We start from the raw sequence: 19128 nt of genomic DNA, 5'->3' as shown, positions 1-19128 counted from the left end.
ACCCCGGTCCTGCCGCATGAGCCGAGCGTGGGCTCGGCTCTACAGAGGGCACGCCTGCCGGTCAGCGGGACTTCAGGGCCTTCAACAACGCGCTGTTGAACTGCTTGGGGTCCTGCACCTGCGGCGAATGGCCCAGTTCGGCGAACTCGACCAGCGTCGCGCCGGGAATCGCTGCGGCCGCTGCTTTGCCCAGCACCGGATAATTGCCCAGCGTCGCCTTCACCGCAGGCGGCGCCAGGTCGCGCCCGATCGCGGTGCGGTCCTTCTGGCCGATGAACAGCGTGGTCGGCACCTGCAGGTGCTTCAGTTCGTAGACCACCGGCTGGTTGAACACCATGTCCGAGGCCAGCGCCTGGCTCCATGCAACGGCCTGCTTGCCCGGGCCTTCGTACATGCCCGACTGCATCCGCGCCCACGGTTCGTAGGCCGGTTTCCATTTGCCGTCGTAGTACACCTCCAGCTGGTAGCGGCGGATGCTGTCATAGCTGGTGTTCATTTCGCCGGCGTACCACGCGTCGACGCTGCGCCAGGGGACGCCCAGCGCCTTCCAGTCTTCCAGCCCGATCGGATTGACCAGCGACAGGCTGCGCAGGTCCTGCGGGAACATCAGCGCGTAGCGCACCGCCAGCATGCCGCCCATCGAATGACCGACCAGGTGCACCGGGACGTCACCCAGTTGCAGCTGTTGCAGCAGGGCATGGGTGTTGGCGGCCAGCTGCGCGAACGAATACTGGTAACGCTCGGGCTTGCTGGATTTGCAGAAGCCCACCTGGTCCGGGGCGATCACCCGATAGCCGGCGGCGACCAGTGGCTTGATCGATTCCTTCCAGGTGGCGGCACAGAAGTTCTTGCCGTGCAGCAGCACCACCACGCCGATGGGTGCCTTCTTCGGCGCGATGTCCAGGTAGGCCATCTCCAGCGGCTGCCGCTGCGATTCCAGCGCGAAGGTCTTCACCGGATAGCCGTAGTCGAAACCCTCCAGCCGAGGCCCGTAGGTGGGGGCGGCCAGGGCGGCCAGCGGAAGGCAGGCAAGCAGGGCGGCAGCGATCACGCGCATGGGGCAATCCGGGGTGGGGAAGCCCCGAGCCTAACCGGAACGCGGTGACGGTGTCGCCCGTACGGGCAAGGGTGACCGGGTAGAGTCGACTGTTGGTCGACTGCTCTTCCCTCAGGCCGCGGAAATCCCGCGCTGCGCGCGATGGTCGACTGACAGTCGACTCTACCTGTGGCCCGTCGCCATCGCGCCGGAGCCGGTCGCCCTCAGCACTCGATGACGTTCACCGCCAGGCCACCGCGGCTGGTTTCCTTGTACTTGTCCTGCATGTCGCGGCCGGTATCGCGCATGGTCTTGATGACCTTGTCCAGCGACACCTTGTGCTTGCCGTCGCCACGCATCGCCATGCGCGAGGCATTGATCGCCTTCACCGCGCCCATTGCATTGCGCTCGATGCAGGGAATCTGCACCAGGCCGCCGATCGGGTCGCAGGTCAGGCCCAGGTTGTGTTCCATGCCGATTTCCGCGGCGTTCTCGATCTGGCTCGGGTTGCCCCCCAGCGCCGCGACCAGGCCACCGGCCGCCATCGAGCAGGCCACGCCCACTTCGCCCTGGCAGCCCACTTCGGCACCGGAAATCGAAGCGTTTTCCTTGTACAGGATGCCGATCGCCGCCGAGGTCAGCAGGAAATCGAACACGCGCTGTTCGTTGGCGCCGGGGCAGAAGCGGTCGAAGTAATGCAGCACCGCCGGCAGTACGCCGGCCGCACCGTTGGTCGGTGCGGTCACCACGCGGCCACCGGCAGCGTTCTCTTCGTTCACTGCCAGTGCGTACAGGTTGACCCAGTCCAGCGTCGTCAGCGGATCGCGCATCGCCGCTTCCGGCTTCGACGACAGCTCGCGGTACAGCGCCGGTGCACGACGGCCGACCTTCAGGCCACCCGGCAGCACGCCCTCCTCGCGGATGCCGCGGGTGACGCACGACTGCATCGCGCTCCAGATCTCGCGCAGCTGGGCGCGGATCTCGTCTTCGCTGCGCCAGCACTTTTCGTTCTCGAACATCAGCTGGGCGATGCTCAGGCCGCTGCGCGCGGTCTGTGCCAGCAGCTCGTCGCCGCTCTTGAACGGGTAGGGCAGCGGGGTTTCATCGGGCACGATGCGGTCATCGGCCGCGTCGTCCTGGTTGACCACGAAGCCACCACCGACCGAGTAGTAATCGCGGGTCGCGATCACTTCGTCGTCGGCGTTGTACGCGGTGAAGCGCATGCCGTTGGTGTGGTAGGGCAGCTTCTGGCGCTTGTTCATGCCGAGATCGCGCTTCTCGTCGAAGGCGATCTCGTGCTGGCCCATCAGCTGGATGCGCTTGCTGCTGCGGATGCGCTCCAGGGTGGCCGGAATGATGTCCGGGTCGATCAGGTTAGGCCGTTGGCCTTCCAGGCCCAGCAGGATCGCCTTGTCGGTGCCATGGCCGCGGCCGGTCAAGGCCAGCGAGCCGTAGACATCGGCGCGGATGCGCGCGACCTCGTGCAGGCGGCCCGGGTCGAGCAGCCAGCGATGGATGAATCGCTCGGCGGCCTTCATCGGTCCGACGGTGTGCGAGGAGCTCGGGCCAATGCCGATCTTGAAAACGTCGAACGTGCTGACAGCCATGGATGCCAAACTGCGGGTACCGGACAAGCGGCTATTCTAGCGGCTTGCCGGGCCATCCGATGGCTGCGGCGCAGCATTTCCGCCACGGGAGCCTGACTGGTGCTGACCCTGATCCAGCGTGACGATTGCCACCTGTGCGACCTGGCCCTGGCCGAGCTGGCCAAGGCGCGGGCGCCGGAGTTCGAATCGGTGTTCCTGGATGACCAGCCGGCGCTGGAAGCGCGCTATGGCACGCGGGTGCCGGTGCTGCGCGACGAGCGCGGCGAGCGCGAGCTGGACTGGCCGTTCGATGCGGCCACGGTGCAGGCCTGGTTGGCCGTCGATCAGTAGTGCCGGCCGCTGGCCGGCAACCCCTCTGTTCCCGGTGATGCCGGCCAGCGGCCGGCACTACCGGATGCGTTGCGATGCCCGGTGATGCCGGCCACGGGCACGGCATCACCGGATGGTCTTATTTCGCGTCGAACTTCACGATCGTGCTGATCGCGGTGTCGTCCGGAATGGTCTTGGTATCGGCCCAGTCACCGCCGCCGACGCCGAAGTCCAGGCGCTTGACCGTGGCCTTGCCGGTCAGTACCGGCTGGGTGCCCGGCTTCCAGGTGAAGGTCAGGGTGACCGGCTTGCTGACGCCGCGCAGTTCCAGGGTGCCATCGGCGGCGAACTGGTCGTTGCCCACGGCGCGGAAGCCCTTGGCGGTGTAACGCGCGGTGGCGAACTTGCCGACATTGAAGAAGTCGGCGCCCTGCAGGGTCGAGTCACGGTCGCTGTTGCCGCTCCTGGCGCCTGCCAGCGGAATCACTACATCCAGCGAACCGGCAGCCGGGTTGGCCGGGTCGAAGCTGAGCTTGGTGGCGAAGCCCGGGAAGCTGCCGGTGAACACTTCGCCGTCGTACTTGCTGGCGAACACCAGGATCGAGCCGGCACCGGGGGCCTGCGCATACTCGGCAGCGAGCGCCGGGGCGGTGGCCAGCATGCCGGCCAGGGCGGCGGCCACGGCGGCCGGAGTGGTCAGTTTCAGGTTCATCGGTCAGTCCTTCTGAGGGGAGGCGAGCCAGCCGCGCGGCAACATGCGAGACAGCGTTGCATCGCGCTGGAACAGGTGGTGGTAGAAGGCAGCGCCGGCATGGGCCAGCACCACCGCGATCAACAGCCAGAAGCCGTATTCGTGGAGGGCATGGGACACCGCGACGACCTGCGGGTCGGGGCCGCTCAGCTTGGGCACGTCGACCAGGCCGAACCAACGGAACGGGCGCAGGCCACTGGCCGAGTCGTACAGCCAGCCCGACAGCGGAATGGCAAACATCAGCACGTACAGCAGCACGTGGGTGGCACTGGCGATGCGTTCCTGCCAGCTGGGCACGCCCGGCACCGGCTTCGGCGCACCGGCATACAGGCGCCAGCCGAGACGGAACAGCACCAGCGCCAGCACGGTGATGCCGATCGACTTGTGCGCGGTGTAGACCCAGAAGTACTTGGGCGTCTTGGGCAGTTCGCCCATGGTCAGGCCGACCACGCCCAGGGCGAGGATCAGCAGTGCGATCAACCAGTGCAGGAGCTGGCTGACACTTCCCCACGCGGCGGGGGTGTTCTTGGCGGTCATGAAGGGTCCTTGGGGGCCGTCGTGTGGTCGGAGTGTGGAACGGGAGCGGGAGTTCCCGGGGCGTCGCTGCGGTCGAGGGTGGCTTCGGCCTCGATCCGCACCTGTACCGCATCACCGATGACCCCCGGCCAGGCGGTGATGCCGAACGCGCGCCGGCTCAGCGTCGTGCTGGCGGAAAACCCGGCGGTGCGTCGGAATGGAGGGAGCGGGTAGCGCTTGAGCGCGTTGAGGGTCACGTCCAGGGTGACTTCCTGGCTGACCCCGCGCAGGGTCAGCGTGCCGATCACATGCGCACGCTTGGCGTCGATCGGTTCGACCCGGCTGGAGACGAAGCGTGCGCTGGGGAATCGCTCGCCATCGAGCAGGCTGCGGGCCAGCGTGGCCTGGTTCCACTTGGCGTCGCCAAGGTCCAGACGCGACACCGGAATGTCCACTTCCAGGGTGGCGTCGCGCCAGTTGTCGGGATCGAACAGCACGCGGCCCTCGCTGCCGGACACGGTGCCCATGGCCTGCGAGTAGCCCGCGTGATCGATGGAGAACAGCACCCGCGTGTGCACCGGATCGAGGCGATAGGTGTCGGCGGCCGCCCAGGCAGGGGCGGTGGCGAGCAGCATCGGCAGCAGGGCCAGGCAGGGACGCATCGATGGCGGGCTCCGGAAGGTGACGCTGTGATCATACGCACAGCCCCCTGCCAACGTTGCGTGCATGGCTGCAACAGTTCGTGGTGGTGCCGCCGCTGGAAACAGCCTGTTGCAGCCATGAACCCGGCCCTGTGTGACAATCGGCCCAGGACAGGGGGTTCAGGATGACGAGCGGCTGGCGCCGGTGGTGCCGTGGCATCGCAGGTATGGGACTGCTGCTGATGGCGATGGCCACGGCGGCTGCGACCCTGGACATGGCAGAAACACCGCGCCTGCGCCGCTTCGGTGCCGCCGAAGGCTTGCCGTCACGCATGGTGGTGGCGCTGGCCGAGGATCGCCAGGGCCACATCTGGGCCGCCACCGATGGTGGACTCGCCCGTTATGACGGCAACAGCCTGCGGGTCTGGGAGCACGATCCGGAACAGCCGGGCTCGCTGCCCGGCAACGAGATCGAGACCCTGCTGATCGATCCGCTGGACCGGGTCTGGGTGGGCATCAACGGCAAGGGCGTGGCCCGCCTGGATGCCGACCGCGAGCGCTTCCGGACCTTCGACACGGTCAATTCCACCTGCCAGGGGCAGTTCTGGGCGCTGGCCTATGTCGACGACGCCTTGTGGATCGGGACCAACAACCATGGCGTCTGCCGGCTTGGCGAGGACGGCAGCGTGCGCCTCTACACCCATGACCCGGCGCAGCCGGGGGGCCTGCCCAGCAACAGCATCTTCACCAGCCTGGTCGATGCGCAGGGCCGCCTGTGGCTGGGCACCGAAGCGGGCGTGGCGCGTTGGAACGGCAGCGGATTCGAGCCGGTGGCCGCGCGGGAACTGAGCACGCTGAGCGTGCTCCGGTTGAGCCGGGATGCGGAGGGTTCGATCTGGGTCGGCAGCCAGAACGATGGCCTGTACCGCATCGATGGGCAGGACCGGGTCAGTCGTCCGCGATGGGCCGACAGCGCCCAGCTGCGCTCGGCCCTGGTCCTGGCCGATCGCCAGGGGGGCTACTGGGCTGGCACCTCCGATGGCCTGTTGCGGGGGGATGCGGCGGCGCTGCGCCGGCTGGAGGGCGACCGCGGCAGCGGCTTCCTGACCGCGCACAGCGGTGTGCTCGATCTGCTGCAGGACCACGAGGGCGGATTGTGGGTGGCGCTGCTGACCCAGGGCCTGGCCTATCTGCCACCGGACTGGCGGCGCTTCTCGATCTGGAACCAGCTCGACGGCAAGCCGCTGGACAGCCAGTACCTGTTGAGCGCGGCCAGCGATGGGAAGAACTACTACGTCGGCTCGGCGCGAGGGGTGTACCAGCTCGATGCGCAGGGCACCCTGCGCCTGCTGGCCAGCGACCGGCAGCTCGGCAGCGGCGTGGTGTGGTCGGTGCTGCCGCGCCCGGATGGGCGCCTGTGGCTGGGACGCGGCGGCCGCATCACCGTCTACGATCCGGCTACCGGCGCGCTGCGCGATCTGCGGATCGATGGCAGTGCCGACCTGCGCCAGCGCATCGACCTGATGCGGCAGGCGCCTGATGGCACGGTGTGGGTGTCGGTGATGGGCCTGGACCTGCAGCAGCGCGATGCAGAGGGCCGGCTGCTGCACCGTTATCCGCTGGAGCATTTCCGCGGGACCGCCGATGCGCCGATCGAGCAGATCCGCTTCGACGCCCATGGCCGGCCCTGGGTGATGGGTGACATGGGCATCTGGCGCGAGCAGGCTGGACGCTTCGAGGCAGTACCGGGCGTTTCGCGCGGGCCCATCTACGACCTGGTGTGGATCGATCCGCAACAGTTGTGGCTGGCGCGCCAAGGCGCGTTCGAGCGCTACCAGTGGGATGGCCTGAGCCTGCGCCTCATCCAGCGCATCGACGGCAGTGCAGGCGTGCCGCCGGTCACCATGGGCGGGCTGGCGCTGGCCGGCAACGGCCAGCTGTGGGCGACGACGCCGCGCGGCCTGCTGCGTTGGGACCCGAAAACGCGGCGCCTGCAGCAGTTCAACGAGCGCGATGGACTGTCCGATGCGGAGTTCACCGGCCGGCCACCGGCAGTGAATGCAGATGGTCGCGTGCTGGCCGTCACCCAGACCGGGTTGGTTGCCTTCGATGTGAATGCCGACGACACGGTGCTGCCTTCTTCATCGCTGGTGATCGCCGAAGTGCGCGTACGCCGCGACGACGCGCGCGGCTGGCAACCGTTGCCGCTCACCGGCACCCTGTTGCTGGGACCGGATGACCGCGATCTGCAGATCGATGCGCGGCTGCTGTCCTATGCCAGCCCGCAGGGCAACCGTTACCGCTTCCGCGTGCAGGGCTATGACCAGGACTGGGTGGAGCAGGGGGGGCGATGGCCAGCGCACCCTGTCGCGGCTGCCGACCGGCAGCTACGTCATCGAGGTGCAGGCAGCGACCGCCCGGGGCGCGTGGACGCCTTCGCAGCAGTTGCAGGTGAAGGTGCTGCCGCCGTGGTGGCGCAGCGGCATGGCGATCTTCGGCTACATCCTGCTGGGGTCGCTGCTGCTGGTGGTCCTGGTCTGGTCGGTCCGCGCGCGGCTGCGCCGTCGCCAGCAATGGCAGCTGACGGTGCACAAGCAGCAGCTGGCCGAGCAGGCCTCGCAGGCCAAGAGCCGTTTCCTGGCCACGCTGGGCCACGAAGTACGCACGCCGATGACCGGCGTGCTGGGCATGAGCGAACTGCTGCTCGCGACTCCGCTGGATCCGGTGCAGCGTGGCTACGCGGGGTCGATCCAGCAGGCCGGCAGCCATCTGCTGCGGCTGGTCAACGATGCGCTGGACCTGGCCCGCATCGAAGCCGGGCGGCTTGAGCTGGATCTGCGTCCGTTCGACCTGGAGGAACTGCTTGACCAGGTGCAGGGCCTGATGCAGCCGATGGCGCAGCAGCGCCAGCTGGAATTCCGGCGCGGTGAAAACCCGGCAGGGCCGGTCAGTGTCAGCGGAGACGAGATGCGCGTGCGCCAGATCCTGCTGAACCTGCTCGGCAACGCCATCAAGTTCACCGAGCGCGGCCACGTCGGCCTGGCCGTGCGCCTGGAAGAGAAGGGCGGCCTGTGTTTCGAAGTGCATGACAGTGGCCCGGGCATCAATGCCGAGCAGCAGCAGCGCCTGTTCCATCGTTTTGAACAGGCCGACGGTCCGCGCACCGCGTCGCGCTACGGCGGCAGTGGCCTGGGACTGGCGATCTGCCAGGAACTGGCGGTGGCGATGGGGGGGCGTATCGAAGTGGACAGCCAGCCTGGCAAGGGTGCGCGGTTCCGCGTGCGCCTGCCCCTGCCCTGGACGCGCCAGGCCGCCGGCACCGCGGGCGAGGTGGCGGCCCTGCCGGAACTGCCGCCGCTGCGCATCCTGCTGGTCGAGGACGACGCCACGGTGGCCGAGGTCATCGCCGGCCTGCTGCGGGTGCGCGGGCATGAGGTGGTCCACGTGCTGCATGGCCTGGGTGCGCTGTCGGAGATCGCCACCGATGGTTTCGACGTCGGCCTGCTCGATCTCGATCTGCCCGCGCTGGACGGTACGGCCATCGCCCGCCAGCTGCGCACCATGGGCTATGAACTGCCGCTGGTGGCAGTGACCGCCCGTTCCGATGCCTACGCCGAAACCCAGGTGCTGGCCGCCGGCTTCGATGGCTTCCTGCGCAAGCCGGTGACCGGCGACCTGCTGGTGGCGGCCATCGCCCAGGCGCGTGCGAAACGGCAGGCGACTGCGTGACTGTGCCGGCGCCGGGCGTGAACGGCGCGACTTTCGGTTTACCATGCCGACGCCCGCAGCGCGGGAATCATCAGGACCAGCGTGAGGAGGCAATCGGTGGTGTATCTGCGGGCGGCGATGCTGCTGCTGGTCCTCCTGTGCGGCGCGTTGCCCGCTGCGGCACAGCCGGTGCCTCCGAGCCCGCGGCAGGTGACGGTGTTCGATGGCCTGCCGTCCAATACCGTCAACCGCATGGCCGAGGACCGGTACGGCTACCTGTGGATCGCGACCAACGATGGCCTGGCCCGCTATGACGGCCGCACCTACCGCGTGTGGCGTTCCGAGGATGGACTGCGTGACAACCGCATCTGGACGGTGCTGGTCGATGCCCGCAACCAGTTGTGGATAGGCACCGAGAACGCTGGCCTGGTGCGCATGTCGGCCGACCGCCGGCAGCTGCACTTCTACGACCGCAGCAGCCAGCCGTTGATGGGCACCAACACGGTCTGGAGCCTGGCCAGCACGCCTGATGGCTCGATCTGGTTCGGTACCCACGAAGGCGGCCTGTACCGCCTGGACAGCCAGGACCGCCTGCAGCGCTTCCTGCCCGAGCCGAACAATCCGCGCAGCCTGCCTTCGTCGTCGGTGCCCTACCTGGCCACGCTGGCCGATGGCAGCCTGTGGATCGGCACCAAGCATGGCGTGGCACGCTGGACCGGGACCGACTTCGAGCGTGTCGGTACGGACATCATTCCCAGCCTGCTGATCAACGGGTTGACCGCCGAGCCCGATGGCAGCCTGTGGATCAGCACGATGGCCGGGGCCACCGTGCGCCGCCCGGATGGCCGCTTCGAGGCACCACCGTGGAAGCTGCCGCCAGGCGAGCAGGTGCTGGGCATGATGCTGCGCGACGAGCAGGGCGGGCATTGGCTGGATACGCGCACCGGGCTGGGACGTGCGGTCGACGGCCAGTACCAGACCGTGCCGCTGTACAGCGCGATCGCACGCGGTCCGGTGCGGCCGAACTGGACCGGTGCCTATGAGGACCGCGAAGGTGGCATCTGGCTGGCCAGCACCAATGCCGGGTTGTGGCACCTGCTGCCACGCTGGTGGCAGTTCTCGGTGCTGTCGCGGCTGGAGGACGACCCCAGCTCGCTGCGCAATGCGCTCGTGCTGGGCACCAGCCCGTCCAGCAATGGCGGTGTCTGGACCGTGGGCAGCCATGGCGCGCTGGACCGCTTCGATCCGAAGACCGGCAGGATCGAGCAGCACCGCACCTGGGTCAACGGCATGCACTGGCTGACCTCGGTGCGCGAGGACCGGCGTGGCCAGGTCTGGATCGGATCGACCGATGCACTGGTGCGCTACGACCCGCAACGGCGCGAACTGCGTCGTTGGGGCCGTGATGCCGGTACCGATGCGGCGATGGAAGGGGTCATCGAAGCGATGATGACCTGCGACGGCGACAGCCTCTGGTTGATGCTTCCCGCGGGCCTGCAGCAACGTGATCTCGACGGACGCCTGCGGCGCCAGCTGGACAATGGCCAGCGCGGCCTGCAGCAGGGCCAGCTCAACCTCGATGTGGAATGCGGTCCGCAGGACCATATCTGGCTGGCCAGCAGCCGTGGCCTGCTGCAGTGGCTGCCGGAAAGCGAACGCTTCCAGCCGGTGCCGGGTGCGCCGGCAACGGCCATCCATGCGTTGCATGTGGGCCGTGACGGCCAGGTCTGGTTGTCCGAGGACGGGCGCCTGTCGCGATACCGCTGGAGCCAGGGGCGGCTGGAACGGCAGGCGGTGGTCGGTGCCGAACAGGGCTGTCCGGCGATCTCCGCCTCTGGCCTGGTGGTGGATGCGCAGGGCGTGGCTTGGGCGACCAGCGCACGCGGCCTGGTACGTGTCAGTGCCGATGGGCAGAGCGTGCGCCTGTACGGCGTGCACGACGGCCTGCCAAGCCAGGAATTCCGCGAGCACACCCTGATCGCAGCGGCCGATGGCCACCTGGTGGCCGGAACGGCGGCAGGCGCGGTGGTGTTCGACCCGGAGCAGGTACGGCCTTCGGTACGTCGCGCGCCACTGGTGATCGAGCGGGTGGAAGTGCGCCGCAACGAACAGGTGCTGGACATGACCCACGATGCGCCGTTGCAGATCGCCGATGGCGATCGCGACCTGCGCATCGTCGCGCGATTGCTGTCCTTCGCCGACTCGGCGTCCAATACCTACCGTTATCGCCTGGCCGGCTACGACCCGGATTGGGTTGAAGTCGGTCCGGCGGGTGAGCGCCTGTTCTCGCGCCTGGCGCCGGGCAGCTACCGGCTGGAAGTGCAGGCACGCTCGGCCGACCATGTGTGGTCGCGGGTGCAGAGCCTGGAGTTCCGCGTGCAGCCGCCGTGGTGGCGCAGCCTGTCCGGCCTGCTGGTGCTGGCGTCGGTCGGGTTGCTGCTGACCAGCTGGTTCGCCTGGTTGTACCGACGCCGCCTGCAGCGGCGCCACGCCTACCAGCTGGCGCTGCACAAGCAGGAACTGGCCGAGCAGGCCTCGGCGGCCAAGACCCGCTTCCTGGCCAACCTTGGCCATGAGATCCGTACGCCGATGACCGGCGTGCTGGGCATGAGCGAGCTGCTGCTGGCTTCGCCACTGGACCCGCAGCAGCGCGGCTACACGCAGTCGATCCGGCATGCGGGCGAGCACCTGCTGCATCTGGTCAACGATGCGCTGGACCTGGCGCGGATCGAGTCCGGGCGCCTGGAGCTGCAGTCGCAGTCGTTTGCGTTGAATGGCCTGCTGCAGGATCTGGCGGCGCTGATGGGCCCGCTGGCTGCACAGAAGGGCCTGCGCTTCGTCCTGGACAACCAGCTGCCGCCGGGCCTGCAGGCGACCGGTGATGCCATGCGCGTGCGGCAGATCCTGCTGAACCTGCTGTCGAACGCAGTGAAATTCACCAGCCGCGGCACCATCACCCTGCATGCACGTTGCGATGGCGAGCTGCGCGCGCTGCATTTCGAGGTACGTGATACCGGCCCGGGCATCAGCCAGGAACAGCAGCAGCGCCTGTTCCGACGCTTCGAGCAGGCCGATGGTGCACGTACGGCAGCGCAGTACGGTGGCAGCGGCCTGGGCCTGGCGATCTGCCGCGAGCTGGCACAAGCGATGCAGGGGCGGATCCAGGTGGAGAGCCAGCTGGGCCGGGGCACCTGCTTCGGCGTCACCCTGCCGTTGCCACTGGTGGTGGACGGTGACGCCGAGGTGTCCGCCGAGGGGCATCGCGACGATGCGGCGAACATGCCACCGCTGCGGGTGCTGCTGGTCGAGGACGATGCCACCGTGGCCGATGTGGTGCGGGGGTTGTTGAGCGCACGCGGCCACGAGGTGGTGCATGCCGGCCATGCGCTGGCGGCGCTGCGCGAGATCAGTGCCGGCGATTTCGACGTCGGCTTGCTGGATCTGGACCTGCCCGGCCTGAGCGGCTTCGAACTGGCCCAGCACCTGCGTAACCAGGGCTACATGCTGCCGCTGCTGGCGGTGACCGCGCGGACTGATCCGGACCTTCAGCAGCAGGTGGAAGCGGCCGGCATCGGCGGCTTCCTGCGCAAGCCGGTGACCGGTGAACTGCTGGTGGAAGCGATCGCCAGGGCGATGGGCAGGTAGGGTTTATTGCAGGGCTTGCAGTCCTGCACCTGCAGAATCAACGTCAACGTCAACGTCAAAAGCCCGCCTTCGACAGTTTTCCGCGATCTGTCGGAGCTCGGGGTCGGATCCCGTTGCTGCGCAACGGGCTCTGACCCCAATCTGGAATTCGATATCTGACAGATGTGTCGACCAAGGTCGACACCTACCAACAACCGCGCGTTCCAACAGTCGCCGTTACCCACAGCCGCGTGAACCTGTCAGAGGTGGGGCGGTGTGGGCTTGCAGGACCGTTGGCGCCATGGATGGCGCCATCGAGCCCCCATGGGTGAGGGCGCTTTGCTTGCGAAGCACTGCTTCGCAAGCGCCCGAACGCGCAGCCGCCGGCGGCTGGGCCGGACCGCGGAGCGGGATTTACGGCGTGTCCTGCAAGCCCGCACCGCCCTGCCAACCCACGGAATGCTCGCTGTTGCTGTTGCTGTTGCTTCGGCTTCGGCCTCTGCAGGTGCAGGGCCGCAGGCCCTGCCGAACCCCCTTCACTCCGCGACGTGCTCGACCTGCCGCGGTTCGGGCTTGGTGTCGGGCAGCTGCCAGAAGATCATCGTCGAGGTCAGCGTGATCGCGCCCACGCACAGGAACGTGGCATGCAACGCCGCAGTGGCGTCGGTGCTGTCCAGGTGGGTGCCGAACGCGGCCAGCAGGCTGCCGGCGGCTGCGGCGCCGAAACCGGCGGCCAGCATCATCACCATCGACAGCAGGCTGTTGCCGGAACTGGCGAACTCACGGTCCAGATCGCGCAGGGTCACGGTGTTCATCACGGTGAACTGCAGCGAATTGACCGCGCCGAAGAACGCCAGCTGCAGCAGGCGCCAGGCCAGGTGCTGGCCGGGTGTCATCAGGATGAAGCTGGCCATCGCCAGGCCGACCAGCACGGTGTTGACCATCAGCACGCGGCGGTAACCGAAGCGCTCGACCAGCCTCACCGCCAGCTGCTTGGAGACCATGCCGGCGGCCGCTACCGGCACCATCATCAGGCCGGCATGCATCGGGCCCAGGCCGAGGCCGACCTGCAGCAGCAGCGGGATCAGCATCGGCATCGCGCTGCTGCCGATGCGCGAGAACAGGTTGCCGAGAATGCCGATGCGGTAGCTGGGCACGCGGAACAGGGCCAGCGAAAACAGCGGCGCGGTGGAGTTGGCGGCGTGCAGCCAGTAGCCCACCAGCGCGGCCAGGCCAGCCACGGTCATCAGCATCACCAGTGCGTGTGGCGTGCCGAGCCCGGAGATGCCGTCCAGTGCCAGCGACAGCACCACCATCGCGAAGGCCAGCATGACGTAGCCGCGCAGGTCGAAGCGGGTGCGGTGGCTGGCGTAATGGTCGGGCATGATCTTCATCGCGGCGATGAAACCGATCACGCCGATCGGCAGGTTGATCAGGAACACCCAGTGCCATGAGGCGATCTCGACCAGCCAGCCGCCCAGCGTGGGGCCGATCAGCGGGCCGACCAGCGCGGGGATGGCGATGAAGCTCATCGCGCGCAGGAAATCCTCGCGCGGCACCGAGCGCATCACCGCCAGCCGGCCGACCGGCAGCAGCATCGCACCGCCGATGCCCTGCAGCACGCGCGCACCGACCAGCTGGTGCAGGTGCTGGGCCAGCGCGCAGGCCAGCGAGCCGAGGGTGAACAGGATGATCGCCACCAGGAAGGTGCGCCGGGTGCCATAGCGGTCGGCGATCCAGCCCGAGGCGGGAATGAAGGTGGCCACCGCCAGCGCATAGCTGAACACCACCGACTGCATCTGCAGCGGGCTCTCGCCCAGGCTGGCCGCCATCGCCGGCAACGCCGTGTTGACGATGGTCGAGTCCAGCATCTGCATGAAGATCGCCAGGGACACCAGCCACAGCAGGGGACGCTGGCGGTTGTAGGTCGATGGCGATGTGGACATGGGGTGCGGCCGGTGCAGCGTGGGGGCCGCCATGATCGCGCACTGCGGGTCACGGCGCGATCAAGGTCGCGCCGTACCTGCATGCGGAATGCTCAGCGTTGGCTGTGCGCGTGCACTGCGTCGACCAGCACCTGTACATGCGCCGGGTCCATGTCCGGCGACATGCCATGGCCGAGGTTGAACACATGGCCCTCGCGCGAGCCGCCGTTGCCGGCGGCATAGGTGTCGAGCACGCGCGCGGCGGCCGCGGCGATCGCATCCGGCGAGGCGTACAGCGTGGTCGGGTCGAGGTTGCCCTGCAGCGCGACGCGGCCACGGGTGCGGCGCATCGCCTCGTCCAGGTCCAGCGTCCAGTCCAGGCCGAGTGCATCGGCGCCGGTCTGCGACAGCGCTTCCAGGTGCAGGCCGGTGCCCTTGCCGAACAGGATCAGCGGCGTGCGCTCGCTGCCTTCGCCGCGCTCCAGCCCCTCGGCAATGCGCTGCAGGTAGCGCAGCGAGAACTCGCGGTACATCGACGGCGACAGCACGCCACCCCAGGTGTCGAACACCTGCAGCGCCTGCGCACCGGCGGCGCGCTGCGCGCCGAGGTAGGCGATCACCGCCTCGGTGGTGACCTCCAGCAGGCGGTGCAGGGCCTGCGGATGGTTCAGTGCCATCGCCTTGATGCGCGCAAAGTCCTTGCTGCCACCGCCTTCCACCATGTAGCAGGCCAGTGTCCACGGGCTGCCGGAGAAGCCGATCAGCGGCACCTGGCCGTCCAGTTCGCGGCGGATCAGCCGTACCGCATCCATCACGTAGCCCAGGTCCTGTTCCATGTCCGGCACCGCCAGCCGGGCGATGGCGGCTTCGTCACGCACCGGGTGCCGGAACTTCGGGCCTTCGCCTTCGACGAAGTACAGCTCCAGGCCCATCGCGTCGGGAATGGTGAGGATGTCCGAGAACAGGATGGCCGCGTCCAGCGGGAACCGGCGCAGCGGCTGCAGGGTGACTTCGCAGGCGATCTCCGGGGTCTTGGCCATGGCCAGGAAGCTGCCGGCCTTGGCCCGGGTCGCGCGGTATTCCGGCAGGTAGCGGCCGGCCTGGCGCATCAGCCAGACGGGGGTGCAGTCCACCGGTTCGCGGCGCAGGGCGCGCAGCAGGCGATCGTTGCGGAGAGGGCTGGTCACGATGGGCATTCCTTGGACGGGAGGAGCAGCGGCGTCAGTCGCCGTGCGAAAGGATCTGGAAGCCGCGATGCAGTTCGGCATCACGGGCCTTCTCGAAGGCGTGGCGGGCGTCGTCGGCCTGCAGGAACAGCTCGCGCCGCAGCTGCGAGCGGCTGCCGACACGGCCGCTCTCGCGCAGCAGCTCCCAGCCGCCGAACAGGTCCGGCAGCAGGCTCAGGCGCAGGAAGCGCGGTGCCTGCGCGCCGGCATCGGGATGTTGCAGGTAGACGTGCATGGCGCCGATTGTAGCGGGGCCAGGGTGACCCCGGCCGCAACGCGGCCGGCACTACCGGACCGACAGCACCTTCAGCACCGCCGCTTCATCCACGTCCGGCACCACTTCGGCACGGCCCATCCCGCGCCACAACACCAGGCGCAGGCGGCCGGCCACGTTCTTCTTGTCCAGGCGCATGCGGCCGAGCAGGGCCTGCGGCTCCAGCCCGCCCGGGATCGCCACCGGCAGGCCGAGGCGTTCCAGCAGGGCCTGCAGGCGCGTGCGGTCGGCATCGTCGGCCAGGCCCAGGTCGGTGGACAGCTTCGCCGCCAGCACCATGCCCACCGCCACCGCCTCGCCGTGGTTCAGTGCATCGCGGCCCGGGGCCGAATAGCCCTGTTCGGTCTCGATGGCGTGGCCGAAGGTGTGGCCGAGGTTGAGCAGGGCACGCTCGCCCTTCTCGAACGGGTCGCGCTCGACAATGGCGGCCTTGTGCCGGCAGCTGCGCGCGATGGCCTCGGCCAGCACCGCATCCTCGCCGGCCAGCAGCGCATCGGCATGCTGCTGCAGCCACTCGAAGAACACGGCATCACCCAGCGCGCCGTACTTCACCACTTCGGCCAGGCCGGCACGCAGCTCGCGTGGCGGCAGGGTGGCCAGCACGCGGGTATCGGCGATGACCGCACGCGGTGGATGGAAGGCACCGACCAGGTTCTTGCCGGTCGGAATGTCGACTGCGGTCTTGCCGCCCACCGACGAATCGACCATTGCCAGCAGGGTGGTCGGCAGCTGCACGCAGTCCACGCCGCGCATCCAGCAGGCGGCAGCGAAACCGGCGAGATCACCGACCACGCCGCCGCCGAGGGCGAAGACGCAGGCGTCGCGGGTGGCGCCGAGCGCGGCCAGCGCTTCGATCGCGCGGCCGAACTCGGCCAGCGTCTTGGAGGCTTCGCCCGCGGCCAGCACGTGCTCGCCGATGACCAGGTCGGGGCGAGCGGCCAGCAGCGTCTGCTTCACCGGCGCCAGATAGCGCGGGGCGACTTCACTGTCGCTGAGCAGCAGCACATGACGGCCGCGCACGTGCGAGGCCAGCGCGGTGCCATCGGCCTGGGCACCGGCGCCGATGGTGATGGAGTAGGGGCGGTCGCCGCCAACGGCGACCTGCAGCAGGGCGGGGGAGGTCATGCGGTCAGGTCCTGGCGCTGCCATTGCGTGGCCAGCTTGACCACCAGTTGGGCGGTCGCATCGGCAGCGGTATACGGGTCGGTGTCGAGGGTGAGGTCGGCCAGTTCGCGGTACAGCGGGTCGCGGTGTGCGGCCAGATCGTGCAGCACCTGCTCGCGGTCCGGGCGCTGCAGCAGCGGCCGGCCCTTGTCGCGGGCCAGGCGCTCGAGCTGTTCGGCCACGCTGACCCGCAGATAGACCACGAAGCCGCGCCGGGCGATCAGTGCACGATTGTCCGGATCCAGCACGGCGCCGCCACCGGTGGAGACCAGCTGGCCACGGCCTTCCAGTACCCGCGCAAGCGCCTGGCGTTCATGGCTGCGGAAGCCGGCTTCGCCGGAATGCTCGAAGATGGTCGGAATGCTGGCGCCGGCGGCATCGACGATGGCCTGGTCGACATCGACGAAGTCCAGCGTGAAACGCTCGGCCAGGCGGCGGCCGATGCAGGTTTTGCCGGCGCCCATCGGGCCGATCAGGATCAGGTTCGGAGCAGGATTCATGCCTTCTGATGCTAACACCTCCGTGCCCTGGCCTTTACGTTCTTCACGTCAGGGTGGGCGTTCCTGCGGGGTCTCCCGCGCCAGACGGAGTACAGGCCATGACGGTCGCCAAGGTCATCGAAATCACTGCGTCCTCGCCGAAAAGCGTGGAAGACGCCGTGCGCAGCGGGCTGAAGAAGGTCTCCGAGACGGTCAAGGGCATCCAGGGCGCCTGGGTGAACGAGACCAAGGTGGTCACCAATGGCAGCGGCGAGATCACCGAATGGCGGGTCAACCTGCGGGTGACTTTCCTGGTGGAATAGGCGCGTTCAGCGCACGTCCTGCACCTGTCGCTGGCCGTCCAGCACCACCACGTGGTCGGCCAGGGCGGGCAGGGCGCTCAATGCCTGCCGGCTGACCCGCTCGTAGTACTGCACGAAGCGCTCCAGCTGTGGCCGGCTCATGCCGTGCCGGCCCGGCTGCGCGGCCTGCAGGTTCTGCTCCTGCTGCCAGCGCCAGCGTGGTACCACCGAGAAATCCGGCGGCTGCAGGAACCACAGGCGGTCGCAGCGCTGCCACAACGCCGGGTAGTCACGGGCCAGCGCCTGGTTGCACCAGCGCCGCCAGCGGCCATCGGCGTCGGCTTCGCGTTCCAGTGCGTTCAACGGGCTGTCCAGCGCGTCGTCATCCTGCGCGGGCGTGCCCAGGAACCAGCCTTCGAATACCAGCAGGTCCAGCGGTTGCTGCAGCTGCGGCCAGTGCGCTTCGGGCAGGCGCTCGTCGGCCAGCTTGTCGAAGCGCGGCATTGCGAAGGGCTGGCGTGCGGCCACGGCGTTCAATACCGCATGGGCCAGCGGCAGGTCGTGGGTGCCGGGCGGGCCGCGGGTGATCAGCAGTGGGTGCACCTGGCGGGCCAGCCGTTGGCGCTGTGCGCGGGTCAGGTAGACATCATCGATCGACAGCGTGGCTGCGTTCAGGCCGCGTGCCTGGGCACGGGCCACCACCTGCGCCGCCAGCGTCGATTTGCCGCTCCCCTGCAGGCCGCTGATCGCCAATACTGGAACCGCTGCGCCGCTGCCCAGCGCATCATCCAGCGCCTGTTCGGCCAATGTTTCGGGGAATCCTTTCACCTGGGGCATATACGCAGCAGCGGCCATGCAGCCACAATAGCCCAATCCGTGTGAGAAGAACGCAATCATGAGCGACCTGTACGCCGAAGCCCTGTCCACGTTTGCCGGCCTGTTCGACGAGGCCAAACAGAGCCGCGAGGTCGAGCCGAACGCGATGACCGTGGCCACCGCCGATACGCAGGGTCGTCCCTCGGCGCGCACCGTGCTGCTGAAGGCGTTCGATGAGCGCGGCTTCGTGTTCTACACCCACCTGGACAGCCACAAGGGCCAGGAGCTGCAGGCCAATCCGCAGGCTGCACTGCTGTTCCTGTGGCGCAGCCTGCGCGAGGCCGGCATCCAGGTGCGCATCGAGGGTCGCGTCGAGCAGGTTGCCGCTGCCGAGGCCGACGCCTATTTCGCCAGCCGTCCACGCATGAGCCAGATCGGTGCCTGGGCCTCGCAGCAGTCGAAGACGCTGGCAACGCGCGAGGAATTCGATGCGCGCGTGGCCGAGGTCGAAGCCCGCTTCGAGGGCAAGGACGTGCCGCGCCCGGAGGGCTGGAGCGGCCTGCGCGTGGTGCCTGACCGCATCGAGTTCTGGTATGGCGCGCAGTTCCGCCTGCACGAGCGCTGGTGCTATGAAGCCGGCGCCGAAGGGCGCTGGAGCAAGCGCCTGCTGTACCCGTAAGGCGGGGTGGTGCTGGGGCTGCTGTAGAGCCGAGCCCATGCTCGGCTGATGTTCTCGCAGGAGCAGCCGAG

15 protein-coding genes and 1 pseudogene are annotated in these 19128 nt (G+C 68.5%); 5 read left to right on the top strand and 11 right to left on the bottom strand.

Annotation, left to right across the window (positions count from 1 at the left end):
* Positions 1-61: 61 nt before the first annotated feature.
* Both ACT6SE_RS15805 and ACT6SE_RS15800 read right to left on the bottom strand, forming a co-directional pair.
* The gene (locus tag ACT6SE_RS15805; RefSeq protein ID WP_046432015.1) at positions 62-1057 is read right to left on the bottom strand and encodes an alpha/beta fold hydrolase; all 996 of its coding nucleotides are present in this window, start codon (positions 1055-1057) and stop codon (positions 62-64) included.
* A 203-nt stretch (positions 1058-1260) separates the two neighbouring features.
* Entirely contained in the window at positions 1261-2643 is a 1383-nt protein-coding gene (locus ACT6SE_RS15800; protein WP_006464040.1) for an L-serine ammonia-lyase, read from the bottom strand.
* A 99-nt stretch (positions 2644-2742) separates the two neighbouring features.
* On the opposite strand from ACT6SE_RS15800, the gene ACT6SE_RS15795 reads away from it, so the two are divergent.
* Positions 2743-2973: a glutaredoxin family protein gene (locus ACT6SE_RS15795; protein WP_014648059.1), complete on the top strand. Its 231-nt coding sequence runs from the start codon at positions 2743-2745 to the stop codon at positions 2971-2973.
* Positions 2974-3091: 118 nt separating this feature from the next.
* Here the strand turns inward: ACT6SE_RS15795 and ACT6SE_RS15790 are convergent, their stop codons facing one another.
* Genes ACT6SE_RS15790 through ACT6SE_RS15780 form a run of 3 tightly spaced genes read right to left on the bottom strand, consistent with a single transcriptional unit; the run spans position 3092 to position 4881 of the window.
* Positions 3092-3664, bottom strand: coding sequence for a YceI family protein (locus ACT6SE_RS15790; RefSeq protein ID WP_014648058.1), 573 nt, complete (start codon positions 3662-3664; stop codon positions 3092-3094).
* A 3-nt stretch (positions 3665-3667) separates the two neighbouring features.
* Entirely contained in the window at positions 3668-4240 is a 573-nt protein-coding gene (locus tag ACT6SE_RS15785) for a cytochrome b (RefSeq protein WP_032957065.1), read from the bottom strand.
* Positions 4237-4881, bottom strand: coding sequence for a YceI family protein (locus tag ACT6SE_RS15780; RefSeq protein ID WP_014648056.1), 645 nt, complete (start codon positions 4879-4881; stop codon positions 4237-4239). Before ACT6SE_RS15780 ends, ACT6SE_RS15785 begins: the two co-directional genes overlap by 4 nt.
* Positions 4882-5045: 164 nt before the next feature.
* Between ACT6SE_RS15780 and ACT6SE_RS15775 the strand changes: the two are divergent.
* Positions 5046-8589 (top strand): annotated as a pseudogene (locus ACT6SE_RS15775) (ATP-binding protein).
* 96 nt (positions 8590-8685) lie between these two features.
* Entirely contained in the window at positions 8686-12213 is a 3528-nt protein-coding gene (locus ACT6SE_RS15770; protein ID WP_444811021.1) for an ATP-binding protein, read from the top strand.
* 515 nt (positions 12214-12728) lie between these two features.
* On the opposite strand, the gene mdtD is transcribed toward ACT6SE_RS15770, so the two are convergent.
* From mdtD to ACT6SE_RS15745, 5 genes are all read right to left on the bottom strand, one after another.
* Positions 12729-14138 (bottom strand): multidrug transporter subunit MdtD, encoded by a 1410-nt coding sequence (gene mdtD, locus ACT6SE_RS15765; RefSeq protein ID WP_046432009.1) that lies wholly within the window; start codon positions 14136-14138, stop codon positions 12729-12731.
* 92 nt (positions 14139-14230) lie between these two features.
* Complete coding sequence (gene hemE, locus ACT6SE_RS15760) at positions 14231-15313, bottom strand: uroporphyrinogen decarboxylase (RefSeq protein ID WP_046432007.1); 1083 nt, start codon at positions 15311-15313, stop codon at positions 14231-14233.
* Positions 15314-15338: 25 nt separating this feature from the next.
* On the bottom strand, positions 15339-15578 hold the full coding sequence (locus ACT6SE_RS15755) for a WGR domain-containing protein (protein WP_014648051.1): 240 nt from the start codon (positions 15576-15578) through the stop codon (positions 15339-15341).
* Between the two features lie 51 nt (positions 15579-15629).
* Positions 15630-16742: a 3-dehydroquinate synthase gene (aroB, locus tag ACT6SE_RS15750; protein ID WP_046432005.1), complete on the bottom strand. Its 1113-nt coding sequence runs from the start codon at positions 16740-16742 to the stop codon at positions 15630-15632.
* The gene (locus ACT6SE_RS15745) at positions 16739-17281 is read right to left on the bottom strand and encodes a shikimate kinase (RefSeq protein WP_014648049.1); all 543 of its coding nucleotides are present in this window, start codon (positions 17279-17281) and stop codon (positions 16739-16741) included. Before ACT6SE_RS15745 ends, aroB begins: the two co-directional genes overlap by 4 nt.
* Positions 17282-17379: 98 nt before the next feature.
* Between ACT6SE_RS15745 and ACT6SE_RS15740 the strand changes: the two genes are divergently transcribed.
* On the top strand, positions 17380-17583 hold the full coding sequence (locus tag ACT6SE_RS15740) for a dodecin family protein (protein WP_005410663.1): 204 nt from the start codon (positions 17380-17382) through the stop codon (positions 17581-17583).
* A gap of 6 nt (positions 17584-17589) precedes the next feature.
* Here ACT6SE_RS15740 and ACT6SE_RS15735 read toward each other — a convergent pair whose 3' ends face one another.
* Entirely contained in the window at positions 17590-18417 is an 828-nt protein-coding gene (locus tag ACT6SE_RS15735) for a kinase (RefSeq protein ID WP_046432003.1), read from the bottom strand.
* 40 nt (positions 18418-18457) lie between these two features.
* On the opposite strand from ACT6SE_RS15735, the gene pdxH reads away from it, so the two are divergent.
* Positions 18458-19057: a pyridoxamine 5'-phosphate oxidase gene (pdxH, locus tag ACT6SE_RS15730; protein ID WP_046432001.1), complete on the top strand. Its 600-nt coding sequence runs from the start codon at positions 18458-18460 to the stop codon at positions 19055-19057.
* The last annotated feature ends 71 nt before the right edge of the window (positions 19058-19128 follow it).

The organism is Stenotrophomonas sp. LC732 (genome assembly GCF_052446685.1).
Taxonomy (GTDB): domain Bacteria; phylum Pseudomonadota; class Gammaproteobacteria; order Xanthomonadales; family Xanthomonadaceae; genus Stenotrophomonas; species Stenotrophomonas muris.
Note: the sequence above shows the minus strand (reverse complement) of the source record. Positions and strands in the feature narration are given on the sequence as shown.

Coding starts and splice junctions, on each gene's coding strand:
- ACT6SE_RS15735 (WP_046432003.1), bottom strand. CDS start 18,417: ATGGCCGCTGCTGCGTATATGCCCCAGGTGAAAGGATTCCCCGAAACA.
- ACT6SE_RS15740 (WP_005410663.1), top strand. CDS start 17,380: ATGACGGTCGCCAAGGTCATCGAAATCACTGCGTCCTCGCCGAAAAGC.
- hemE (WP_046432007.1), bottom strand. CDS start 15,313: ATGCCCATCGTGACCAGCCCTCTCCGCAACGATCGCCTGCTGCGCGCC.
- aroB (WP_046432005.1), bottom strand. CDS start 16,742: ATGACCTCCCCCGCCCTGCTGCAGGTCGCCGTTGGCGGCGACCGCCCC.
- ACT6SE_RS15805 (WP_046432015.1), bottom strand. CDS start 1,057: ATGCGCGTGATCGCTGCCGCCCTGCTTGCCTGCCTTCCGCTGGCCGCC.
- mdtD (WP_046432009.1), bottom strand. CDS start 14,138: ATGTCCACATCGCCATCGACCTACAACCGCCAGCGTCCCCTGCTGTGG.
- ACT6SE_RS15745 (WP_014648049.1), bottom strand. CDS start 17,281: ATGAATCCTGCTCCGAACCTGATCCTGATCGGCCCGATGGGCGCCGGC.
- ACT6SE_RS15780 (WP_014648056.1), bottom strand. CDS start 4,881: ATGCGTCCCTGCCTGGCCCTGCTGCCGATGCTGCTCGCCACCGCCCCT.
- ACT6SE_RS15755 (WP_014648051.1), bottom strand. CDS start 15,578: ATGCACGTCTACCTGCAACATCCCGATGCCGGCGCGCAGGCACCGCGC.
- ACT6SE_RS15785 (WP_032957065.1), bottom strand. CDS start 4,240: ATGACCGCCAAGAACACCCCCGCCGCGTGGGGAAGTGTCAGCCAGCTC.
- ACT6SE_RS15790 (WP_014648058.1), bottom strand. CDS start 3,664: ATGAACCTGAAACTGACCACTCCGGCCGCCGTGGCCGCCGCCCTGGCC.
- pdxH (WP_046432001.1), top strand. CDS start 18,458: ATGAGCGACCTGTACGCCGAAGCCCTGTCCACGTTTGCCGGCCTGTTC.
- ACT6SE_RS15800 (WP_006464040.1), bottom strand. CDS start 2,643: ATGGCTGTCAGCACGTTCGACGTTTTCAAGATCGGCATTGGCCCGAGC.